17 protein-coding genes are annotated in these 18,231 nt (G+C 40.6%); 12 read left to right on the top strand and 5 right to left on the bottom strand.

The window, feature by feature from the left end:
* Positions 1-638: 638 nt before the first annotated feature.
* The 4 genes from FHK88_RS10960 to merB all read right to left on the bottom strand — a co-directional run bounded on the left by FHK88_RS10960 (position 639) and on the right by merB (position 6,005).
* A complete protein-coding gene (locus tag FHK88_RS10960; RefSeq protein ID WP_227430784.1) occupies positions 639-1,670 on the bottom strand; it encodes an ABC transporter substrate-binding protein in 1,032 nt (343 codons plus the stop codon).
* A gap of 155 nt (positions 1,671-1,825) precedes the next feature.
* On the bottom strand, positions 1,826-2,911 hold the full coding sequence (locus FHK88_RS10955; protein ID WP_413680498.1) for an ABC transporter substrate-binding protein: 1,086 nt from the start codon (positions 2,909-2,911) through the stop codon (positions 1,826-1,828).
* Between the two features lie 90 nt (positions 2,912-3,001).
* Positions 3,002-5,032, bottom strand: coding sequence for a methionine--tRNA ligase (gene metG / locus FHK88_RS10950; protein WP_227430783.1), 2,031 nt, complete (start codon positions 5,030-5,032; stop codon positions 3,002-3,004).
* A 304-nt stretch (positions 5,033-5,336) separates the two neighbouring features.
* Positions 5,337-6,005, bottom strand: coding sequence for an organomercurial lyase (gene merB / locus FHK88_RS10940; RefSeq protein ID WP_227430782.1), 669 nt, complete (start codon positions 6,003-6,005; stop codon positions 5,337-5,339).
* Between the two features lie 141 nt (positions 6,006-6,146).
* Here merB and FHK88_RS10935 point away from each other — a divergent pair, with 141 nt between their 5' ends.
* Entirely contained in the window at positions 6,147-6,329 is a 183-nt protein-coding gene (locus tag FHK88_RS10935) for a hypothetical protein (RefSeq protein WP_227430781.1), read from the top strand.
* A 113-nt stretch (positions 6,330-6,442) separates the two neighbouring features.
* On the top strand, positions 6,443-7,714 hold the full coding sequence (locus FHK88_RS10930; RefSeq protein ID WP_227430780.1) for a hemolysin family protein: 1,272 nt from the start codon (positions 6,443-6,445) through the stop codon (positions 7,712-7,714).
* 95 nt (positions 7,715-7,809) lie between these two features.
* Here the strand turns inward: FHK88_RS10930 and FHK88_RS10925 are convergent, their stop codons facing one another.
* Positions 7,810-9,201, bottom strand: coding sequence for a GntP family permease (locus tag FHK88_RS10925; RefSeq protein WP_227430779.1), 1,392 nt, complete (start codon positions 9,199-9,201; stop codon positions 7,810-7,812).
* A 222-nt stretch (positions 9,202-9,423) separates the two neighbouring features.
* Here FHK88_RS10925 and FHK88_RS10920 point away from each other — a divergent pair, with 222 nt between their 5' ends.
* From FHK88_RS10920 to FHK88_RS10875, 10 genes are all read left to right on the top strand, one after another.
* Positions 9,424-10,764 (top strand): short-chain fatty acid transporter, encoded by a 1,341-nt coding sequence (locus FHK88_RS10920; RefSeq protein ID WP_227430778.1) that lies wholly within the window; start codon positions 9,424-9,426, stop codon positions 10,762-10,764.
* 189 nt (positions 10,765-10,953) lie between these two features.
* A complete protein-coding gene (locus FHK88_RS10915) occupies positions 10,954-11,658 on the top strand; it encodes a CoA transferase subunit A (protein WP_227430777.1) in 705 nt (234 codons plus the stop codon).
* A 66-nt stretch (positions 11,659-11,724) separates the two neighbouring features.
* A complete protein-coding gene (locus tag FHK88_RS10910; RefSeq protein WP_227430776.1) occupies positions 11,725-12,354 on the top strand; it encodes a 3-oxoacid CoA-transferase subunit B in 630 nt (209 codons plus the stop codon).
* A 141-nt stretch (positions 12,355-12,495) separates the two neighbouring features.
* Positions 12,496-13,296, top strand: a complete 801-nt coding sequence (locus FHK88_RS10905) for a 3-hydroxybutyrate dehydrogenase (protein WP_227430866.1) — start codon at positions 12,496-12,498, stop codon at positions 13,294-13,296.
* Positions 13,297-13,522: 226 nt separating this feature from the next.
* Positions 13,523-14,770 (top strand): iron-sulfur cluster carrier protein ApbC, encoded by a 1,248-nt coding sequence (gene apbC / locus FHK88_RS10900; protein ID WP_227430775.1) that lies wholly within the window; start codon positions 13,523-13,525, stop codon positions 14,768-14,770.
* Positions 14,770-15,879, top strand: coding sequence for a DUF2804 domain-containing protein (locus FHK88_RS10895; protein WP_227430774.1), 1,110 nt, complete (start codon positions 14,770-14,772; stop codon positions 15,877-15,879). Before apbC ends, FHK88_RS10895 begins: the two co-directional genes overlap by 1 nt.
* Positions 15,880-16,112: 233 nt before the next feature.
* Positions 16,113-16,688, top strand: coding sequence for a dCTP deaminase (dcd, locus tag FHK88_RS10890; RefSeq protein WP_227430773.1), 576 nt, complete (start codon positions 16,113-16,115; stop codon positions 16,686-16,688).
* A gap of 73 nt (positions 16,689-16,761) precedes the next feature.
* Entirely contained in the window at positions 16,762-16,947 is a 186-nt protein-coding gene (locus FHK88_RS10885) for a hypothetical protein (protein ID WP_227430772.1), read from the top strand.
* 198 nt (positions 16,948-17,145) lie between these two features.
* Entirely contained in the window at positions 17,146-17,622 is a 477-nt protein-coding gene (locus FHK88_RS10880; protein WP_227430771.1) for a hypothetical protein, read from the top strand.
* Between the two features lie 32 nt (positions 17,623-17,654).
* A complete protein-coding gene (locus tag FHK88_RS10875; protein WP_227430770.1) occupies positions 17,655-18,209 on the top strand; it encodes a GNAT family N-acetyltransferase in 555 nt (184 codons plus the stop codon).
* Positions 18,210-18,231 lie beyond the last annotated feature (22 nt).

Here is an 18,231-nt window from a genome sequence, read left to right as displayed (position 1 = left end):
AGGCAACCCTATCTGACCACATAGCTAATGACATGGTGTCATGGCGATGATATGGCAGAGTAGGTTGGGTGAAATTTAACAGATTAAACAATCTGCACTTAAAGTAAACCAAAAAGCGTCAAGAGTGAGGCTATGTAAACGCCACGTCATAACAGATTTCCTTGGGTTGTCGCTCAATAAATGATTGAGTGAAAACCAATGTATAAAGTACTAAAGGAATTTTAGGGTCTGTTGAACATTCATCTTTATAGGAAAAATTGAGATAAATTTGTCTTAGTCAAGGCAATGAACGCAGGTAATATCGAGATATTAACCAGTTCATTAACGCAGAATAAGGCAAATTTAGCCAATTTTTACATAAAAGTACAAAATAGCTGTATCCCTTGTTAATACTAGCTTAACGGGGTGAATATTCAACAGACCCTAGGGTTTGGATTTAGTACCCTAAAGTTTTTACGAAACAATAACCATACATTGTAGCAAATAAACCAATCATAAAAAAAGCACATGATGAACTCATGTGCTTATTTCTGCTGATTTACAATAAGAGCTTAATAAGAACTTAACCTGACGGATATACCTTAAAATAAAGCGAGGTTTCAACGATAAAGTTTAAAAGTTCAGTTATTCTATTACTTCTATTCAACCACTTCTTGAGCTTTATCAATCAAGGCTTGTGGTAACTCAATGCCTTCTTCTTTAGCATGATTTGGGCTGACATATAAATTCAATGATTGTGGCGTATAGACAGGAATATCACCTGCTTTTTCACCATTTAAGATTTTAACGACAATTTTACCTGTCTCTTTACCTAAATCATGGTAATTGACCCCAAGTGCAGCAACTGCCCCACGAGAGACCGCCCCTGTATCACCAGAGATAAGCGGGATTTTGCTTTCTTTTGCCACTTGATATAGTGACTCATACGCTGACATGACGTTATTATCCGTTGAAGTATAAATCACATCAACCTTACCTTGCAGACTGCGGGCAGCATTGGCAATGTCATTGCTACGCTGAGCAGGGGCAGGGTGAACAGTAATGCCAAGAGGTGTTAATTTTTCTGTTAGATTTTTTAATACAACAGTAGAGTTTACTTCACCGGGGCTATAGACATAACCAACATTTTTTAGATTGGGAATGACTTCTTGCATCAGCTCAATTTGAGGCTCATAAGGTAGGGCATCAGATGCACCAGTGACATTTGTGCCAGAGCCGTCCAGACTTTTGACCAGCTTTGCCTCAACAGGGTCAGTGACCGCAGAAAACACCAATGGAATGGTGGTAGTGGCAGCAGCAACAGATTGAGCCGATGGGGTGGCAATGGCAACAATCACGTCTGGGTCTTCACCGACAAACTGCTTAGCAATCTGTCCTGCCGTGGCAGTGTTGCCTTGTGCAGATTGGAAGTTGACGGTTAAATTCTCGCCTTCTTTAAAGCCTTCATCGGCTAACTCTTCAATCATACCTTCACGTACCGCATCCAAAGCAGGATGCTCAACAATGGCAGTAATGGCGACAGTTTTGGTGTCAGTGGCAGCAGCAGGTGTGTCAGTGCTGGTAGATGCTGAGTTATCAGCTGTGTCTGCAGGTTTATTACAGCCTGCCAAAATAGCAGTACAGACACCGCCCCACATAAGGGCTTTGACAAAACGGTTTTGGTTAAACATGGCAGTTACTCCTGATTAAAAAAAGTATTTATGGCAAATTGGCATAATAAATAAAAATGCTTATCTATATTAGCGATAAATAAGGTTGCCATAAATAAGAAAGTGGTTTCCTTCCACTTAATAGGGTGAAAAATTAAAATGTAATCAACAGATACTTACTGTGTATCGGCGGCAGGTTTTTCATCCACATTAACCGCATCAACCAGTAATTCCTCTGGTATGGTCGTTCCTTGAGCCTTGGCATGAGTCGGGCTAACAAATAATGTCAATTTATCCATTTTAGTCGGTGGAATATCAGTGATTGCCTCACCGTTTAAGGTGCGATATACCATCTTACCTGTGGTACGTCCAAAGTCATAATCATTGACCCCCAAAGCAGCCGTTGCCCCACGTTGTACGCTAAACTCATCAGAGGCAATAATCGGAATTTGTAGCTCATTGGCAGCCCCTGTCATTGCCTCAAATGCTGAGGCGACGTTATTATCCATAGAGGTATAAATCACATCAGCACGTCCCTCAAGGCTACGCGTTGCCATACCAATATCTGTTGGGCGGTTGGCAGGGATATCAAGCAGTTTTAAGCCACGCTTAGGTAGAGCCTCTTTTAGATGGTTTAATAAAGAGACTGAGTTTGCCTCACCGGGGCTATAAACGTAGCCAATGGTGTTGGCATTGGGAACAATTTTTTGGATTAAATCAAGCTGTGGCTCTAATGGCAACTGGCTAGATAAGCCAGTAACGTTGCTTTGAATGGGCTTGTTATTTTCATCAATTAGCTTAGCAGCCACAGGGTCAGACACTGCCGTATAGATAACAGGAATGGTGGTGGTAGCTGCAACAACAGACTGAGCCGATGGCGTGGATAAAGCAACAATGGCATCAGGCTTATCACCGACAAACTGCTTGGCAATCTGCCCTGCGGTGGCGGTATTGCCTTGTGCTGACTGGAAATGCACCGTCAAATTCTGCCCTTCTTGATAGCCATTATCTGCCAGCTCATCGACAATACCACGGCGAATATCATCTAATGAAGGGTGTTCGACTATCTGAGTAATGGCAACCGTTTTCGCTGGTTTTTCTGCCTGCTCGCTGGTGGTATCAGTGGTGGTGTCTGCTTGGGGTTGCTCTGGTTTATCGGCACACCCAACCAACATCATCGCACTGCCAAGGGCGGTTGCCCCTAATGCTAGCTTGAACTTATTTAAGTTAAAAACAGTATGTGAAACGGTAGAGGTCAACATAAATAGTAAGTTCCAAAAATAAAAAGATAACGATAATGTAACATAATTGTTAAATAATGCCAGCCATCCAGCAAAAATTTTAGCTTAAACCTAAGCCAATTTATCACCCACTTTTGCCTCTTCAGGTAGGGTAATAACTACTAAACCAGTTTTTGGGTCGCCTGCCGATAAAATCATACCTTCAGACACACCAAATTTCATTTTGCGTGGAGCAAGGTTGGTCACACAAATCACTTTTTTGCCTTGCAATTGCTCTGGCTCATAAAACTTACGAATACCACTAAACACATTGCGAGGCTTGTCCTCACCGACATCAAGGCTAAATTGCAATAATTTATCCGCCCCTTCTACATGATTACATGCCAGCACTTTTGCCACTGTCATTTCTACTTTGGCGAAGTCATCAATACTGATAAAGTCGTCAGTGTTGGTTTCATCAGTGTTTTTATCAGCTTGTTTTTCATTGCTTTGTAGTGACTGTTTTGACGCCTCAATCATTGCCTCAATTTGGCTTTGCTCAATACGTTGCATTAAGGGTTTAAATTTATTAATTTGATGTCCTAATAACAACTCATGACGGCTGGCAAAACTTAACTCATCAATATTCAAAAATGCCTTAGCATTATTGGTCAGCTCTGGCAATACAGGGGCAAGATAAACCATTAATTGACGGAAAATATTAATCGCTACGGAGCAAACATCTTGCACCTCTTGCTCTGTGCCTTCCTCTTTTGCCAATGCCCACGGTTTTTTACTGTCGATATATTCATTGGCTTTATCGGCACATTGCATGATTAAACGCATGGCTCGGCTAAACTCGCGGTTTTCATAGGCGGTGGCAATCTCATCACCTGTACGCACAATATCAGCCACCAGCTCAGGCTCTATGCACTGCTCGGATAACTTGCCATCGTATTTTTTGACGATAAACCCTGCTGAACGACTGGCAATATTGACCACTTTACCCACCAAATCACTATTGACCTTTTGCATAAAGTCTTCTAAATCAAGGTTAATATCCTCAACTTTATCGGACAATTTACTGGCAAAATAATAACGCAAATATTCAGGGCTTAAATGCTCAATATAAGTGCTGGCTTGAATAAAGGTACCTCGAGATTTACTCATCTTTTTACCATTAACGGTTAAAAAGCCATGAGAGAAAATACCATTTGGCGTTCTATAGTTACTGCCTTCTAGCATGGCTGGCCAAAATAGGGCATGAAAATAAACAATATCTTTACCAATAAAATGATAAAGCTCGGTTTTATTGGCGTTTTCTGCCAGCCAATAATCATCAAAGTTTAGCCCTTCGGTACGCTCACATAAGTTTTTAAAACTTGCCATATAACCGACAGGTGCGTCTAGCCAGACATAAAAGTATTTATCTTCTGTATCAGGAATTTTAAAACCAAAATAAGGGGCATCACGAGAAATATCCCATTTTGCCAATCCTGTATCAAACCATTCTTGAAGTTTGTTATTGATACTCTCTTGCAAACGCCCTTCTTCATGCGTCCATTTTTGCAAAAACTCTTCAAAGTCAGGTAAATTAAAAAAGTAATGCTCAGACGTTTTTAAAACAGGCGTTGCCCCTGATAAGGTTGAATAGGGATTTTTTAATTCAGTGGCGTTATAAGTGGTGCCACAGACTTCACAGTTGTCACCATACTGCTCGGTTGCCTGACATTTTGGGCATTCGCCTTTAACAAAACGGTCTGCCAAAAATAGCCCCGCCTCAGGGTCAAATAACTGCTCAACATCTTGGGTGCTGATATGTCCTCTTGACTTTAAGCGTTGATAAATCTGCTCAGAAAACTCACGATTTTCTTCAGAATGGGTAGAATAATAATTGTCAAAATCAATCAAAAACTTGACAAAATCTGTCTCATGTGAGGCCTTAACGGTGGCGATTTGCTCTTCGGGGCTAACGCCATTTTCTTTGGCTTTGAGCATGATTGCCGTACCATGAGCGTCATCGGCACAAACATAAGTAACCTGATGACCTTGAGCCTTCATCGCTCGCACCCAAATATCTGTTTGAATATATTCGACCAAATGTCCCAAATGGATTGGACCGTTAGCATAAGGTAGGGCAGAAGTTACTAGAATTTGTCGCACAAAATCACCTATCGTTAGTTATATGAATGGGTTGTGAAAAAAGTATAAGGATAGGTGCTATGATACCGTAATTTGGGCAAAATGTCTTAGGGCTAACCTAATGATGATAATAAATCCGTGGATTTTATTGACTTTTGCCATTGTATCAGTATCAATGATAGGTTAGGTGTTTATGGAGCAAAGATTAGATTTGCCCGCTATTTTGGGTATCGGGTTGATAATTTGTGGGGTGTTGGTGATTCATGTCTTTTCTAAAACGGCAGGGCATTAGATTTTTGGATTCTTTGACTATATTAATTCAATATCAATACATAAGAGCATTGACCATCTCATCGGTTCGTAACAACATTTCAGCCCAATCCACAATTTCACAATCATACTCATCAGCAAAAACTTGAGCATTTTGATAGCTTTCAAAAACTTTAGTACGGCAACAAAAACAAGAACGTAAACTTTCAGTTTCTGATAATTTTCCTAATGGAAAAGTGAAATAAAGTGGCTGTGTTACAAAGTTATCACCATCAAATTCAATATGAATTTCTGCCAAGCTGATGGGGTCTTTGCTGATGATATTGGCAGGTTTTTGTAATTTTTGGCAAATAAAAAAGGTGTCCCAAATACACCATGCATAGGCTTGTGAGTTGTACCATTGGATTTGGTGTTCAGTTGTTGACAGGCTACAGCCAAAGCAAGCGGTCACTTGTCCGTCTTGATGGTGAATATGACAACATTCATTAATGGACTGCTGGAAGTCTTGTACGGCGACAGGTGTTTTGCCGTTTGCCAGTTGTTGATATAACACTTCAATATCTTGCTTGCAAAAACTTGGTAGGCTGTCTATTTCTTTTATCAGTGCTTGATACATCGTTATTTGATACAACGGCACTTCTGATGTGTCATTTGAGAAGGTTGATGAGGATATAAGATTTAACTGGGGAAGCATATATGTGTGTTGAAGTAAAGGTTGAGGCATGAGGTTATTCCTAATTTTATGTTATGTTATAACATAACATAAAAAAGGATGGGTTAACAAAAAAATCGAATTTATAGGAATGTTGATAGATATACTTGGATAATTAATACATTGATTATGAGGAAATATAACGTGGATATTATGAATGAATTACAACAAATTAAATTTGAGGTTCAGCAAATGCAAGCAGAAATTGAAAAGTTTAAATTTCATAGATCTACTTTGGTGACATGGATAGTTAATGGTATTAACGGGGATAAAACTTCACCTTCTATCTATGAAGCCAGTATTTTATTTGAACTCTCTAAGCAAAAGTTACGTTAAGCTAGAGAAGTGGTGTTAAAGAAACAGAAGCTAAAGTAGAAGGACTGTATGACTTTCTGCCATGGTTTTAAGGTATAATCTGTGCTAAAAATCGCCCAATCAGATTGCCCATCATGAGTATATTTATTGCACTCGCTTTGTTATTTTTGCTTATCTTATTTAGTGCCTTTGTCTCAAGCTCTGAGATATCTTTAGCATCTGCCCGAAAAATCAAACTGCAAAACATGAGCAAAAATGGTGATTCACGTGCCATTGAAGTCTTAAAGTTACAAGAGCATCCTGGTAGCTTTATCACCGCAGTACAGATTGTAATGAATGCCATTGCCATTTTGGCAGGGGTGGTGGGTGAGGCAACGTTACGTCCTTATTTTTTGCAATTAATTGGGCATGAACTTATCGCCTCCCTGCTTTCCTTTACCCTTGTTACCAGTCTGTTTATTTTATTTGCCGACCTGATACCAAAACGTATGGCAATGACCCAACCTGAGCCAATAGCCGTACGTTTGGTACGTCCAATGCTGTTTTTAATCTTTATCTTTAAGCCATTTATTTGGGTGTTTGATGGTATTGCCACATTATTTTTTAAGATGTTGGGTGTGTCTACAGTTCGCCAAGATCAGTTGACCTATGAAGATATTTTTGCGGTGATGGATGCAGGGGCAAAGGCAGGGGTACTCAATCAACAAGAGCATCATTTGATAGAAAATATCTTTGATATGCAACAGCGCACGGTGACTTCTACCATGAATACCCGTGAAAACATCGCCTTTTTTGACGTCAATGATAGCAGTGATATGGTGCTACAAACCATTGATAATGTGCCACATAGACGCTATTTGGTTTGTGATGGTGTATTAGAGAAGGTATTGGGCTATTTTGAGTCACATACTTTGCTAACGTTGGTGCTTAAAGAGCAACAGGTAAAGCTTAATGACAAGCGAGTCTTGCAACCTGTATTATTTATCCCCGACACCTTAACCTTATATGAGGTATTGGAAACCTTTAAAACTACGGGTAATGATTTTGCTGTGGTGGTTAATGAGTACGCATTGGTGGTGGGTGTGGTGTCACTTAAAGATGTGATGAGTATTGTGATGGGCGAGTTGGTCACTACCATTGATGACCCACAAATTATCCAACGTACGGAGGATTCATGGTTAATTGATGGTGTCACCCCTGTTGAAGATGTGATGCGTGAGCTGGGTATTATGGATTTTCCCAATTCGCAAAATTATGAAACCATCGGTGGTTTTATGATGTATATGCTTCGTAAAATTCCCAAAAAGACAGACAGTGTTGAGCTTGGAAATTTTCGCTTTGAGATTATTGATACTGAGCATCTAAAAATTGACCAGTTATTAGTGACTAAGTTGGATAAGGGTTAGTTTATTTTTTGGGTCTGTATATAAATAGCCAGTACAAAAAAGGACATATTGAATAGTCAATATGTCCTTTTTTTGGCGAATAACTTTAGAATAAATTAGAAAGAACCAAACATTGAGCCTAAAGTAATGACTACTAATACCGCACATAACGGAATAACCATCGTCACTACTGCCAAGCTTAAATAGGACTGTTTATGAGTCAAGTTACAAATGGCAAGTAAAGTAATTACCGCACCACTATGAGGTAAGGTATCTAAGCCACCCGCCGCCATAACTGCCACACGGTGCATCAGCTCAGGGTCAACGCCAGTTTCTAATGCCATTCTTAAATAATCCTCACCAAGTGTCGATAAGGCAATACTCAAACCACCCGATGATGAACCGGTAATCCCTGCCAATGTAGTCATGGCAACGGCTTCAGAAACCAGAGGGTTACTTGGGTCTAGTGCTAAGATATTATCACGGATAATTGCAAAACCAGCCAATGAAGCGATGACTGCCCCATAGCCTACCTCTGAGCCCGTATTAAAAATCGGTAACATCGCATCGTATGTGCCTTTGTTGACTGTTTTTTGTAGATTGTTCCAATGTCCAATTTTTAAAATTACCAACACCAAACAAGCCACCATAAGCGAGATGATAATTGACCATAGTCCCAATGAGCCTTCAATATTTAAGTCAGGAAACTGGGTTTGTAGTGAGGTAAAGTCCATATTTGGGAAGATGGCATAAGTTAATAATGCGTTGATACCAATCACCAATACTAATGGAATCATTGCGACCATAAATGAAGTATGGTGTGTGGTTAAGGTATCAGCATGAACATCATCGTCTACATGCTCTCCATAGCCTTCGCCTGTTTTTTGAGCTTTATTTGCACGGCTTTGCAAATACCACCAACCACCCAAAAACATCACCAATCCACCAATAATCCCTAAAATGGGGGCGGCAAAAACATTGGTATTGTAATAAGGAATGGGGATGGCGTTTTGAATCGCTGGCGTGCCGGGTAGGGCAGTCATGGTAAAGGTAAATGAACCCAATGCAATTGCCGCAGGAATTAAGCGTTTTGGTACATCGGCGACTTTAAACAGGTCTTTGGCAATCGGATAAATGGCAAATGCTACGACAAATAATGACACACCGCCATAAGTCAAAATACCACATACCAAAATGACTGATAAAATGGCTTTGCTTGCCCCCAATTTATCGACTACGGTACGGGCAATCGCTGTGGCTGCACCTGAGTCTGCCATTAAGCGACCAAATACAGCGCCTAATAAAAAGATAGGGAAGAACTTCATCAAGAAGCCACTTAATGCACCCATAAATACACCTGTATAAGCAGGCATACTGTTGATAAAGTCTCCTGATAAAAAGACCGCTAAAATTGCCATAATAGGGGCTAGAATCAGTACCGAATAGCCACGATAAGCAAAAAACATCAGTAAAATTAGGGTAAGAAGAATAGCCAAAATGCTAAACATGGTGTCCTCCTTGACAGGTGTCAACTATGAGAATCTGATGTTACAGATTGTAAGAAATGTAAATAAACGTTATCTATTATGACGATACTTGACTAAATGGTCAATAAATTAATATTAAGTAAAATAGATTTCCGAATTGATTTTTTTGCATATTAATCGTTAATATGTTGTGTATGGGAAAAAAGCTTATTATCCATCATCAATATTACAAGGAATGTAACCATGCTTCATGCCATCACCAATGCCAGTGTGCAACTGGTTAACCGCTATCTGCCTTCACCATTTGTTTTTTCTATTATTTTAACCATCATTGCCTTTATTGCAGGGCTTGCTGTGACAGGGCAGGATGTGATTTCGATGGCAGGACATTGGGGCAGTGGACTGTGGTCATTACACAGCTTTGCCATGCAGATGTCGCTGATATTGGTGACAGGATATGCCCTTGCTAATGCCCCTATTATTCAACGTATTTTGGATAATCTTGCCAGTAAAATCAGCTCACCTACCACCGCTATTATGGTTTCTACATTGGTTGGCTTGGTGGGTGCTTGGATTAATTGGGGCTTTGGTTTGGTGATTGGGGCGGTATTTGCCAAGTCCCTTGCCAAAAAAGTGCCTAATGTTGATTATCCTTTGTTGGTGGCATCTGCTTATTCAGGCTTTGTGATTTGGCATGGGGGATTATCAGGCTCAATTCCTTTAACCTTAAGTACGGGTGGTGATACGCTAGCAACGCTATCTGGTAATGTGATGAGTGAGGCAGTGCCTTTATCGCAGACCATATTTGCAGGTTATAACTTATTAATAGTTGGGCTGTTAATTGTTATCTTGCCTCTGTTAAATCGCTTTATGCACCCAAAAACCCAAACAACCATCGACCCCAATCTAATTAAAGAAAAACCCTACCACATTCCTGACCGCAATACGCCTGCACAAAAGCTCGATGACAGTCGTATCATTGCTTTGGTACTGTTGGCATTGGCTGTGATGTACTATATTAATGAGTTTGGTACGAATGGTTTTAATCTTGGCTTAAATATCGTTATTGGTTTATTTTTATTTGTTGGTTTGCTCGCTCATGGCACATTAGAGCGTTATTATCGGGCAGTGGACTCTGGAATTAGTGGTATCACAGGAATTGTGCTGTTATTCCCATTTTACGGCGGTATCATGGGTATCATGACAGGGGCAAATGCTGATGGCATTTCTATCAGTACACAAGTTACTCAGTTTTTTGTCAATTCCGCTTCGGCGGAGAGTTTCCCCATATTTGCCTTTTTAAGTGCAGGACTGGTAAATGTGTTTGTTCCCTCTGGTGGTGGTCAGTTTGCAGTCCAAGGACCAGTGATGATACCTGCTGGTGTGGAGCTGGGGGTAAGTCCCGTAGTGACCGCAATGGCAATCGCTTGGGGTGATGCGTGGACCAATATGATACAGCCGTTTTGGGCATTGCCATTACTTGGTATTGCAGGGCTTGATGCGCGTGCGATTATGGGCTATTGTTTGATGGTGTTAGCAGTATCTGGAGCAGTGATTATGGGTGTGTTTTGGTTGGTGGTTTAATTGCCAGCCCTAAGCCTTATCAGCTTTAGTTAACCGATAAGTTAAAATCATCAGGTTAGTAGCCAATTACAAAAAAAATGTGATACATTATGTATCAGTGTAATAGTGTTCACTATAAAGATAAAAGTTGTAATCTATAGTGAATGGAGAAAATAGCTTTTTAGTATAAACAATACAAGGAGTAGTAATATGAGTCAATCAAAAGTGTATGACAATGCCAAGCAGGCATTAGATGATGTAATTGCTGATGGGCAAACGCTTGCCATTGGTGGCTTTGGACTGTGTGGTATTCCAGAGGCTTTAATTGGCGCTTTGCGAGACAGTGGCGTTAAAGACCTAACCTGTATCAGTAATAATGCCGGGGTGGATGGCTTTGGTTTGGGGCTACTGTTAGAGACACACCAAGTCAAAAAAATGATTTCCTCTTATGTTGGTGAAAACAAAGAATTTGAACGCCAGTTTTTATCAGGGGAATTAGAAGTTGAGCTGACGCCACAAGGTACATTGGCAGAAAAACTACGTGCAGGTGGTGCAGGTATCCCAGCATTTTACACTGCCACAGGTGTTGGTACACAAGTTGCAGAAGGTAAAGAAACACGTGACTTTGATGGACGCACTTATATTTTAGAGCATTCATTAACTGCTGATGTGGCACTGGTGAAAGCACAAAAAGCGGATAAAGCAGGTAACCTAATATTTAACAAAACCGCGCGTAACTTTAATCCAGACTGTGCAATGGCAGGTAAGGTGACCATTGCTGAAGTGGAAGAGATTGTCGAAATTGGTGATCTAAACCCTGATGAAATTCATCTACCGGGGATTTTTGTGCAACGTGTCATTCTAAATGCCAGTCCAGAAAAACGCATCGAAAAAGTGACCACTAAAGCAAAATAATGAACCAATTTGAAAAACAAGCTATCAAACTATTGAAGAAATAGACACATACAAGGAGAAGTAATCATGGCGTGGACAAGAGATGAAATGGCACAGCGTGCTGCCAAAGAGCTGGAAGATGGCTACTATGTCAATCTGGGTATCGGACTACCCACACTGGTGGCAAACCACATTCCAGACGGCGTTAATGTCTGGCTACAGTCAGAAAATGGCTTATTAGGGATTGGTGAATTTCCCGAAGAAGATGCTGTTGATGCAGACTTAATCAATGCGGGTAAGCAAACCGTCACTGCTGAAAAAGGGGCAAGCTTTTTTTCCAGCTCAACCTCATTTGCGATGATTCGTGGCGGACATGTTAACCTTGCCATCTTAGGTGCAATGGAAGTATCTGAAAAAGGCGACCTTGCGAACTGGATGATACCCAAAAAGATGGTGAAAGGTATGGGTGGGGCGATGGACTTGGTTGCTGGTGTGCAGCGAGTCATCGTATTGATGGAGCAGGTCAATAAACATGGCGACCCCAAAATTTTGCCAGAATGCCAACTACCTTTAACAGGTACAGGTGTGGTCAATCGTATCATCACTGAGCTTGCCGTTTATGATGTGACTGAGCAAGGGCTAAAACTGGTTGAGCTTGCTGATGGTGTTACCTTTGAAGAAGTACAAGAAAAAACCCCAGTAACGGTGCATCGTTAATCGTTAAGGGTTAGTATTTTTTAATCAGTGTTTTATAATTTGATGATATTTATGATACTTATAATACCCCCTCTCTTTTTAAATAAAGGGAGGGAGTTGTTTTTTTAATAATTGCAAGATAATTGGATAAGGATAAGAATGATGGCAACACAACTACAACATGATTTAACAGGTAAAGTCGCTTTGGTTACAGGCTCAGCCAGTGGCATTGGACGAGACATTGCAGAGACCTATGCCAAAGCAGGGGCGGCGGTGGGTATCGCTGATATTAATCTTGAGGCAGCACAAAAAACTGTCGATGAAATTAAGCAAGCAGGTGGCAAAGCGATTGCCCTTGCGATGGATGTGACCAATGAAGAAGCAGTAAATGCAGGCGTGCAAAAATTGGTTGATGAATTTGGTGGTATTGATATTTTGGTATCCAATGCAGGTATCCAAATTATTAACCGTATTGATGAGATGGCATTCTCTGACTGGAAAAAAATGTTAGCCATCCATTTAGATGGGGCGTTTTTGACCACCAAAGCTGCTGTAAAGCACATGTATAAAGATAACAAAGGGGGTACAGTGATTTATATGGGGTCGGTACATTCACATGAAGCCTCCTTGTATAAAGCCCCTTATGTCACAGCGAAACATGGTTTGCTTGGTCTATGCCGAGTGCTTGCCAAAGAGGGTGCAGCGCATAACGTGCGTAGCCATGTGATTTGCCCCGGATTTGTAAAAACGCCATTGGTAGAAAAGCAAATCCCTGAGCAAGCTAAAGAAAAAGGCATTACGGAAGAGCAGGTTGTGAGTGATATCATGTTGGTAAATACAGTAGATAAAGAGTTTACCACGGTTGATGACATTGCCCAGTTGGCATTATTTTTAGCAGCATTTCCAACCAATGTATTTACAGGACAGTCAATTGTTGCCAGTCATGGTTGGTTTATGAATTAAGGCTAAGCGGTTAAGCTAAGCACGAGTACATGACAAGAGATATAAAATAAATGCAAATGTTAGGGGCTATGGAGAATAGCCCCTATTTTTATGTACTTGTAGCGTTAATATGCTGCCCCAATATCAAGGTTTGTTTTATGGTTTTTTTATCATTCAAAGTCAGTTAAACTGGCTATTAGAGTAATCAATTTACGAGATATTATTTAGGGCGATTATTAGGGTAACTATGTTTAACTTTGGCAAAAAATTTAATTCAAAAACTCCCATTATTAGTGATGAGCAACTACAACAAGTATTGCAAGATTTCCCTATTAATACGGTATCTGTTAATACAACATTGGCAACGTTGGTTCGTAAGCAGGATATCAAGGGAGCAGTGGTTACTCTGGATTTAAGCTTACCCCATGATGCCAACCCAGAACAAATTCATCAAGAATTGGGGCAACGCCTACATGTGATGGGTGTAGAGGAAGTAAATTTAAATGTCGCCATGCAACCGCCACCAGCAAATAACCCTGATAAACTGTCACAACAAAAGCTCCCTAAAACCACCAATGCGATGAACGCAATGGCGGGCAGTCATAATGCGGACGCGGGTTCAACTCCCGCCACCACTAATTCATCTCATACACCCAATGTTAAAGCACCACCAACACAGCAAAGCCTACCTGCTCACCCACGTATTACCCATATTGTGGTGGTTGCCTCAGGTAAAGGGGGGGTGGGTAAATCTACCACCACTGCCAATCTGGCATTGGCTCTACAAAAACTGGGGCATAGAGTAGGGGTATTGGACGCCGATATTTATGGACCGAGTATGCCGAGTATGCTTGGGGTTGCAGGGGTCAAACCTGCCTTAGAAAATGAGCAGTTTGTCCCTGTGGACGCTTATGGCATGCCGATGTTGTCTATTGGTAGTTTGCTTGATACTGATAATACACCTGTGGCATGGCGAGGACCCAAAGCGACAGGGGCACTCATGCAATTATATAACCAAACCAACTGGCCAAACTTAGATTATTTACTGATTGATATGCCACCGGGGACAGGTGATATTCAGCTAACCTTAGCTCAACGTATCCCAGTGACAGGGGCGGTGATTGTGACCACACCTCAGCATATTGCCTTGCTTGATGCCCAAAAAGGCATTGAGATGTTCCGCAAGGTTAATATTCCAGTGCTTGGGGTGGTGGAAAATATGGCATTGCACATTTGCTCAAATTGTGGGCATAGTGAGGCGATATTTGGGGCAGGCGGTGGTGAGCAAATCAGTGAAGAATATCATGTGCCATTATTGGGGCAATTGCCGCTTGCCAGTGACATTCGCCAAAACTCTGACAATGGCAAGCCTAGCGTGATTGCCAATGATGGGGCAGGGGACGATTATGCCAAATATTATATTGATATTGGCAGAAATATTGAGGCTAATATTGCTAAATTTGCTCGGGAACATGACAGTAAACGGATATTTTAATGACCACTCAAGCCCCTAACTCACCTGATAATTTACCCAGTATTGATAACCTCATTACAGACGGACAACCGCAATTTGGCGTATTTAAACACGTTGAAACCATCAACTATTTAGATTATCACAGTCACCTTATCTCACAAAAACCCACTCGCCAATGGCAAAAAAAACTCAAAGCCAATCAGTTTTGTTTTTTGCAATTTAGCCAGCCACCCTATCGCATTTGTGTGGCAGTGGCGACTATCAAACTGGCAACCACTGCTTTTTGCTATATTTTTAATGAAGATAGCCAAGCCTTTGAATGTGTCGAAGGATTACAGCCGTTAACCCGTCATAGCCAGTTTACCAAATCGCCTTATCAAGGTGATATTAGTTTTCAGCACTCAACGTTAAGCATAGAAATCCGATTTTTAGCTCAAGCGATTAACGTACAGATTAATAGCAAATTAATTTTTCTCAAAGCTTATTTACAAAGGCATTCATCACCATTAGCAGTTTGTAGCCCAGCAGGGCGATATGGTTGGACATTTACCCAAAAAGAGCCATTACAACTGCAATCAGGTACGCTGACTATTAACAACAGCAGTAATAGTAATAAAGTTAATAGCAATAAATCTAAAAATGGCTTGCAATCACTTGATTTAACAGCAGATACCCTAGTCAATATGGATTGGACGCTTGGTTATATGCGTCATATTACCAATTGGTTTTGGACAAGTATTAACTGCTATTTACCTTACAATAAAAGAGAAAAACCACGTCATTTTGTTCTAAATTTGGCAATGGGAGTCAATGAAACAGGCGTTTGTGAAAATGCTTGCTGGCTAGATGGCAAGATTTATTATCTACCGCCTGTATTATTTTCTCGACCTAATAATTCTGTAGATACTACATGGCATATCTATCATCAAAACTTAGGCTGGTCAAATGTACGCTTGGATTTAACCTTTACCCCTATTCGAGCTTATGAAAAAAAGGATAATTTTGGCGTGATTGCCAGTGTTTTTGAGCAATGGTTGGGGCTGTATTCAGGAGAAATTGAGGTCGCAGGGCAACGTATTGTCTTAGATAAGGTGTTAGGCTTGGCAGAAGACCATTTTGCTAAGTGGTAAGTTTGCACAAACTTTTATGAAAATCTGAAAAAAATTGCTTATAATCACGGCCAATAAATTTTTATTGTGATTTTTTAAATTCGGTAGTGTTTCAAAAAGTATGCTGTGGTCATTTTTAATAAATTACCATTGTTTCAGCCCTCCCCCTAGTCCCCTCCATCTTTGGGGGAGGGCTAGGGAGGGGGTAGCATACTTTTTAGAACACCACCTTAAATTCAAATTAAGGAAACCCAATGTCAATAAAATCTGACCGCTGGATACGCAAAATGGCTGAGGAACATGGCATGATTGAGCCATTTGAAGCTGGGCAGGTACGTTTTAATGAAGCAGGCGAGAAGCTAGTCAGCTATGGCACGTCCAGCTATGGCTATGATGTGCGCTGTGCCAGAGAATTTAAAGTATTTACCAATGTGCATTCTGCCATCGTTGACCCCAAAAACTTTGATGATAAAAGCTTTATTGATATTGTCGGTGATGAATGTATCATTCCGCCTAACTCGTTTGCTCTTGCCCGCACTGTTGAATATTTTCGCATTCCTCGTGATGTGTTGACCATTTGTCTGGGCAAATCGACCTATGCTCGCTGTGGCATTATTGTTAATGTCACCCCGCTTGAGCCTGAATGGGAAGGGCATGTTACCCTTGAATTTAGTAATACCACCAATTTGCCAGCCCGTATTTATGCAGGCGAGGGAGTGGCACAGATGTTATTTTTCCAAAGTGATGCGGATGATGTGTGCGAAACATCTTATCGTGATAGAGGCGGTAAATATCAAGGGCAAACTGGGGTGACATTGCCTAGAACCTGATGTTGAGAGTTTGGTACTTAGGGGTAGAGTATAGTTATTTAACGGTAGTAATTGTCAAGAAAAGTTACAAGTATTGGCACACTGGTTAGAGGTAAGCCCACAATGGTTACGTTTTGGTGAAGATGAGCCAAATTTATCCATATTAGAGCCGAGTCCTGAGCCTGAGCAGTTTTTAGACTTAGCTGACAAAATAGCCCAGCTAAATGCCAAGCAGAAACAAGCCATTTATGCTGTGGTTGAAGCAATGTTAAATAGCTAAAAATATCTATTTTATCCCCTGTCGTAACAAAAACTGTCTATTTTATATACGTAGTAATATCTCTAACTAAGCAGTAACAGAGTCATAAACAATTTACTAAAGTAGAGATGCTAAAAACAATAGATAATGAATAAATCCTTAATTTAACTATAGTTTTTATAGTGGATTTAAATTTTTTATATTAGTTTTTAGGAGACAATGATGGTAAGTAAGACAATGACTCATGTATTTCGTGCGCTTCCGTTTGTGGCAGTGTCTATTTTTGCAGTGGGTTGCCAAAACACTCCAACAAATTCTTCTACAGAAACACAGTCGACCAGTGTGCAGACTAAAAATCCCTTAGCAGGCACACCGCCGACAGGTGGATTGATGGAAAGTAGCTATCAGTGCCAGAATGCACAGGGTGAGGAGCAAATTATCAGTGTCTTTTATGATAGCCGTCAGCAGGCGACAGCACCTGCTACATTAAGAATAAATGAGGTAGATTATCCTATGTCTGTATTGTCTCAAAATACAGAAAGTACGGCTTATATTACCCAACAACAAGTCCAAAACGGACATTGGCTAATCTGGCAAACTGCCACGGCTCAACCTAATATTGCCCAGCTTAGTATTAACTCCAATGCAGGGTTACAAGGCGCACATCCATTATATGGTTGCCAAAAAACTCGTTAATGCCTGATTGTTAGGCAATTTCTGGATAATTTATGAGTGTCAATGTGCAGATTAGAGCGTATCAAGACAGTGATACGCCAATACTGGCAAGCATTTATGATAGTGCCATTATGGCAATTGATGATGCGATATATGATGCTAAACAGAAGCGGGTATGGCGAAAAGTTGCTTTTTCAGCAGAGTCTGTTGAGCAGTTTTGGCACACACGATTTGCACAAACACAGCCCTTAGTCGCCATAAATAAGCATCAGCAACCCATTGCATTTATTGAATTTTTACCAAATATCAATCATTTGGGTGAACAGGTGAGGGGACAGGGTTATATTGACTGTCTCTATGTTCACCCAAATTATCAGCGTCAAGGTGTGGCTCAGCAGTTATTGGATGCTGTCTTTAAGACGGTTATGATAACAGGCGTTTATGAGCCTGAACAAACAAAATCAACTCAAAGCCAAATCATTTGGGTACATGCTTCACGAGGTGCAGTACCATTATTTGAGCATAACGGTTTTGAAAAGGTAACTTCGCAAATTGTACAACGTCATGGTGTTGAGTTAGAAAACTTTATCATGAAAAAAAAGCTATGAAGATGAATGTTCAACAGACCCT

Origin of the sequence: Psychrobacter sp. I-STPA6b (assembly GCF_020662265.1) — a bacterium.
Taxonomy (GTDB): domain Bacteria; phylum Pseudomonadota; class Gammaproteobacteria; order Pseudomonadales; family Moraxellaceae; genus Psychrobacter.
Note: the sequence above shows the minus strand (reverse complement) of the source record. Positions and strands in the feature narration are given on the sequence as shown.

What these genes read in the sequence shown, in the direction of transcription:
- FHK88_RS10905 (WP_227430866.1), top strand. Translation starts at nt 12,496, where the DNA reads ATGGCAACACAACTACAACATGATTTAACAGGTAAAGTCGCTTTGGTT.
- FHK88_RS10895 (WP_227430774.1), top strand. Translation starts at nt 14,770, where the DNA reads ATGACCACTCAAGCCCCTAACTCACCTGATAATTTACCCAGTATTGAT.
- FHK88_RS10910 (WP_227430776.1), top strand. Translation starts at nt 11,725, where the DNA reads ATGGCGTGGACAAGAGATGAAATGGCACAGCGTGCTGCCAAAGAGCTG.
- FHK88_RS10935 (WP_227430781.1), top strand. Translation starts at nt 6,147, where the DNA reads ATGAATGAATTACAACAAATTAAATTTGAGGTTCAGCAAATGCAAGCA.
- FHK88_RS10880 (WP_227430771.1), top strand. Translation starts at nt 17,146, where the DNA reads ATGATGGTAAGTAAGACAATGACTCATGTATTTCGTGCGCTTCCGTTT.
- FHK88_RS10925 (WP_227430779.1), bottom strand. Translation starts at nt 9,201, where the DNA reads ATGTTTAGCATTTTGGCTATTCTTCTTACCCTAATTTTACTGATGTTT.
- FHK88_RS10960 (WP_227430784.1), bottom strand. Translation starts at nt 1,670, where the DNA reads ATGTTTAACCAAAACCGTTTTGTCAAAGCCCTTATGTGGGGCGGTGTC.
- FHK88_RS10955 (WP_413680498.1), bottom strand. Translation starts at nt 2,911, where the DNA reads ATGTTGACCTCTACCGTTTCACATACTGTTTTTAACTTAAATAAGTTC.
- FHK88_RS10915 (WP_227430777.1), top strand. Translation starts at nt 10,954, where the DNA reads ATGAGTCAATCAAAAGTGTATGACAATGCCAAGCAGGCATTAGATGAT.
- apbC (WP_227430775.1), top strand. Translation starts at nt 13,523, where the DNA reads ATGTTTAACTTTGGCAAAAAATTTAATTCAAAAACTCCCATTATTAGT.
- dcd (WP_227430773.1), top strand. Translation starts at nt 16,113, where the DNA reads ATGTCAATAAAATCTGACCGCTGGATACGCAAAATGGCTGAGGAACAT.
- FHK88_RS10930 (WP_227430780.1), top strand. Translation starts at nt 6,443, where the DNA reads ATGAGTATATTTATTGCACTCGCTTTGTTATTTTTGCTTATCTTATTT.
- FHK88_RS10920 (WP_227430778.1), top strand. Translation starts at nt 9,424, where the DNA reads ATGCTTCATGCCATCACCAATGCCAGTGTGCAACTGGTTAACCGCTAT.
- merB (WP_227430782.1), bottom strand. Translation starts at nt 6,005, where the DNA reads ATGCCTCAACCTTTACTTCAACACACATATATGCTTCCCCAGTTAAAT.
- FHK88_RS10875 (WP_227430770.1), top strand. Translation starts at nt 17,655, where the DNA reads ATGAGTGTCAATGTGCAGATTAGAGCGTATCAAGACAGTGATACGCCA.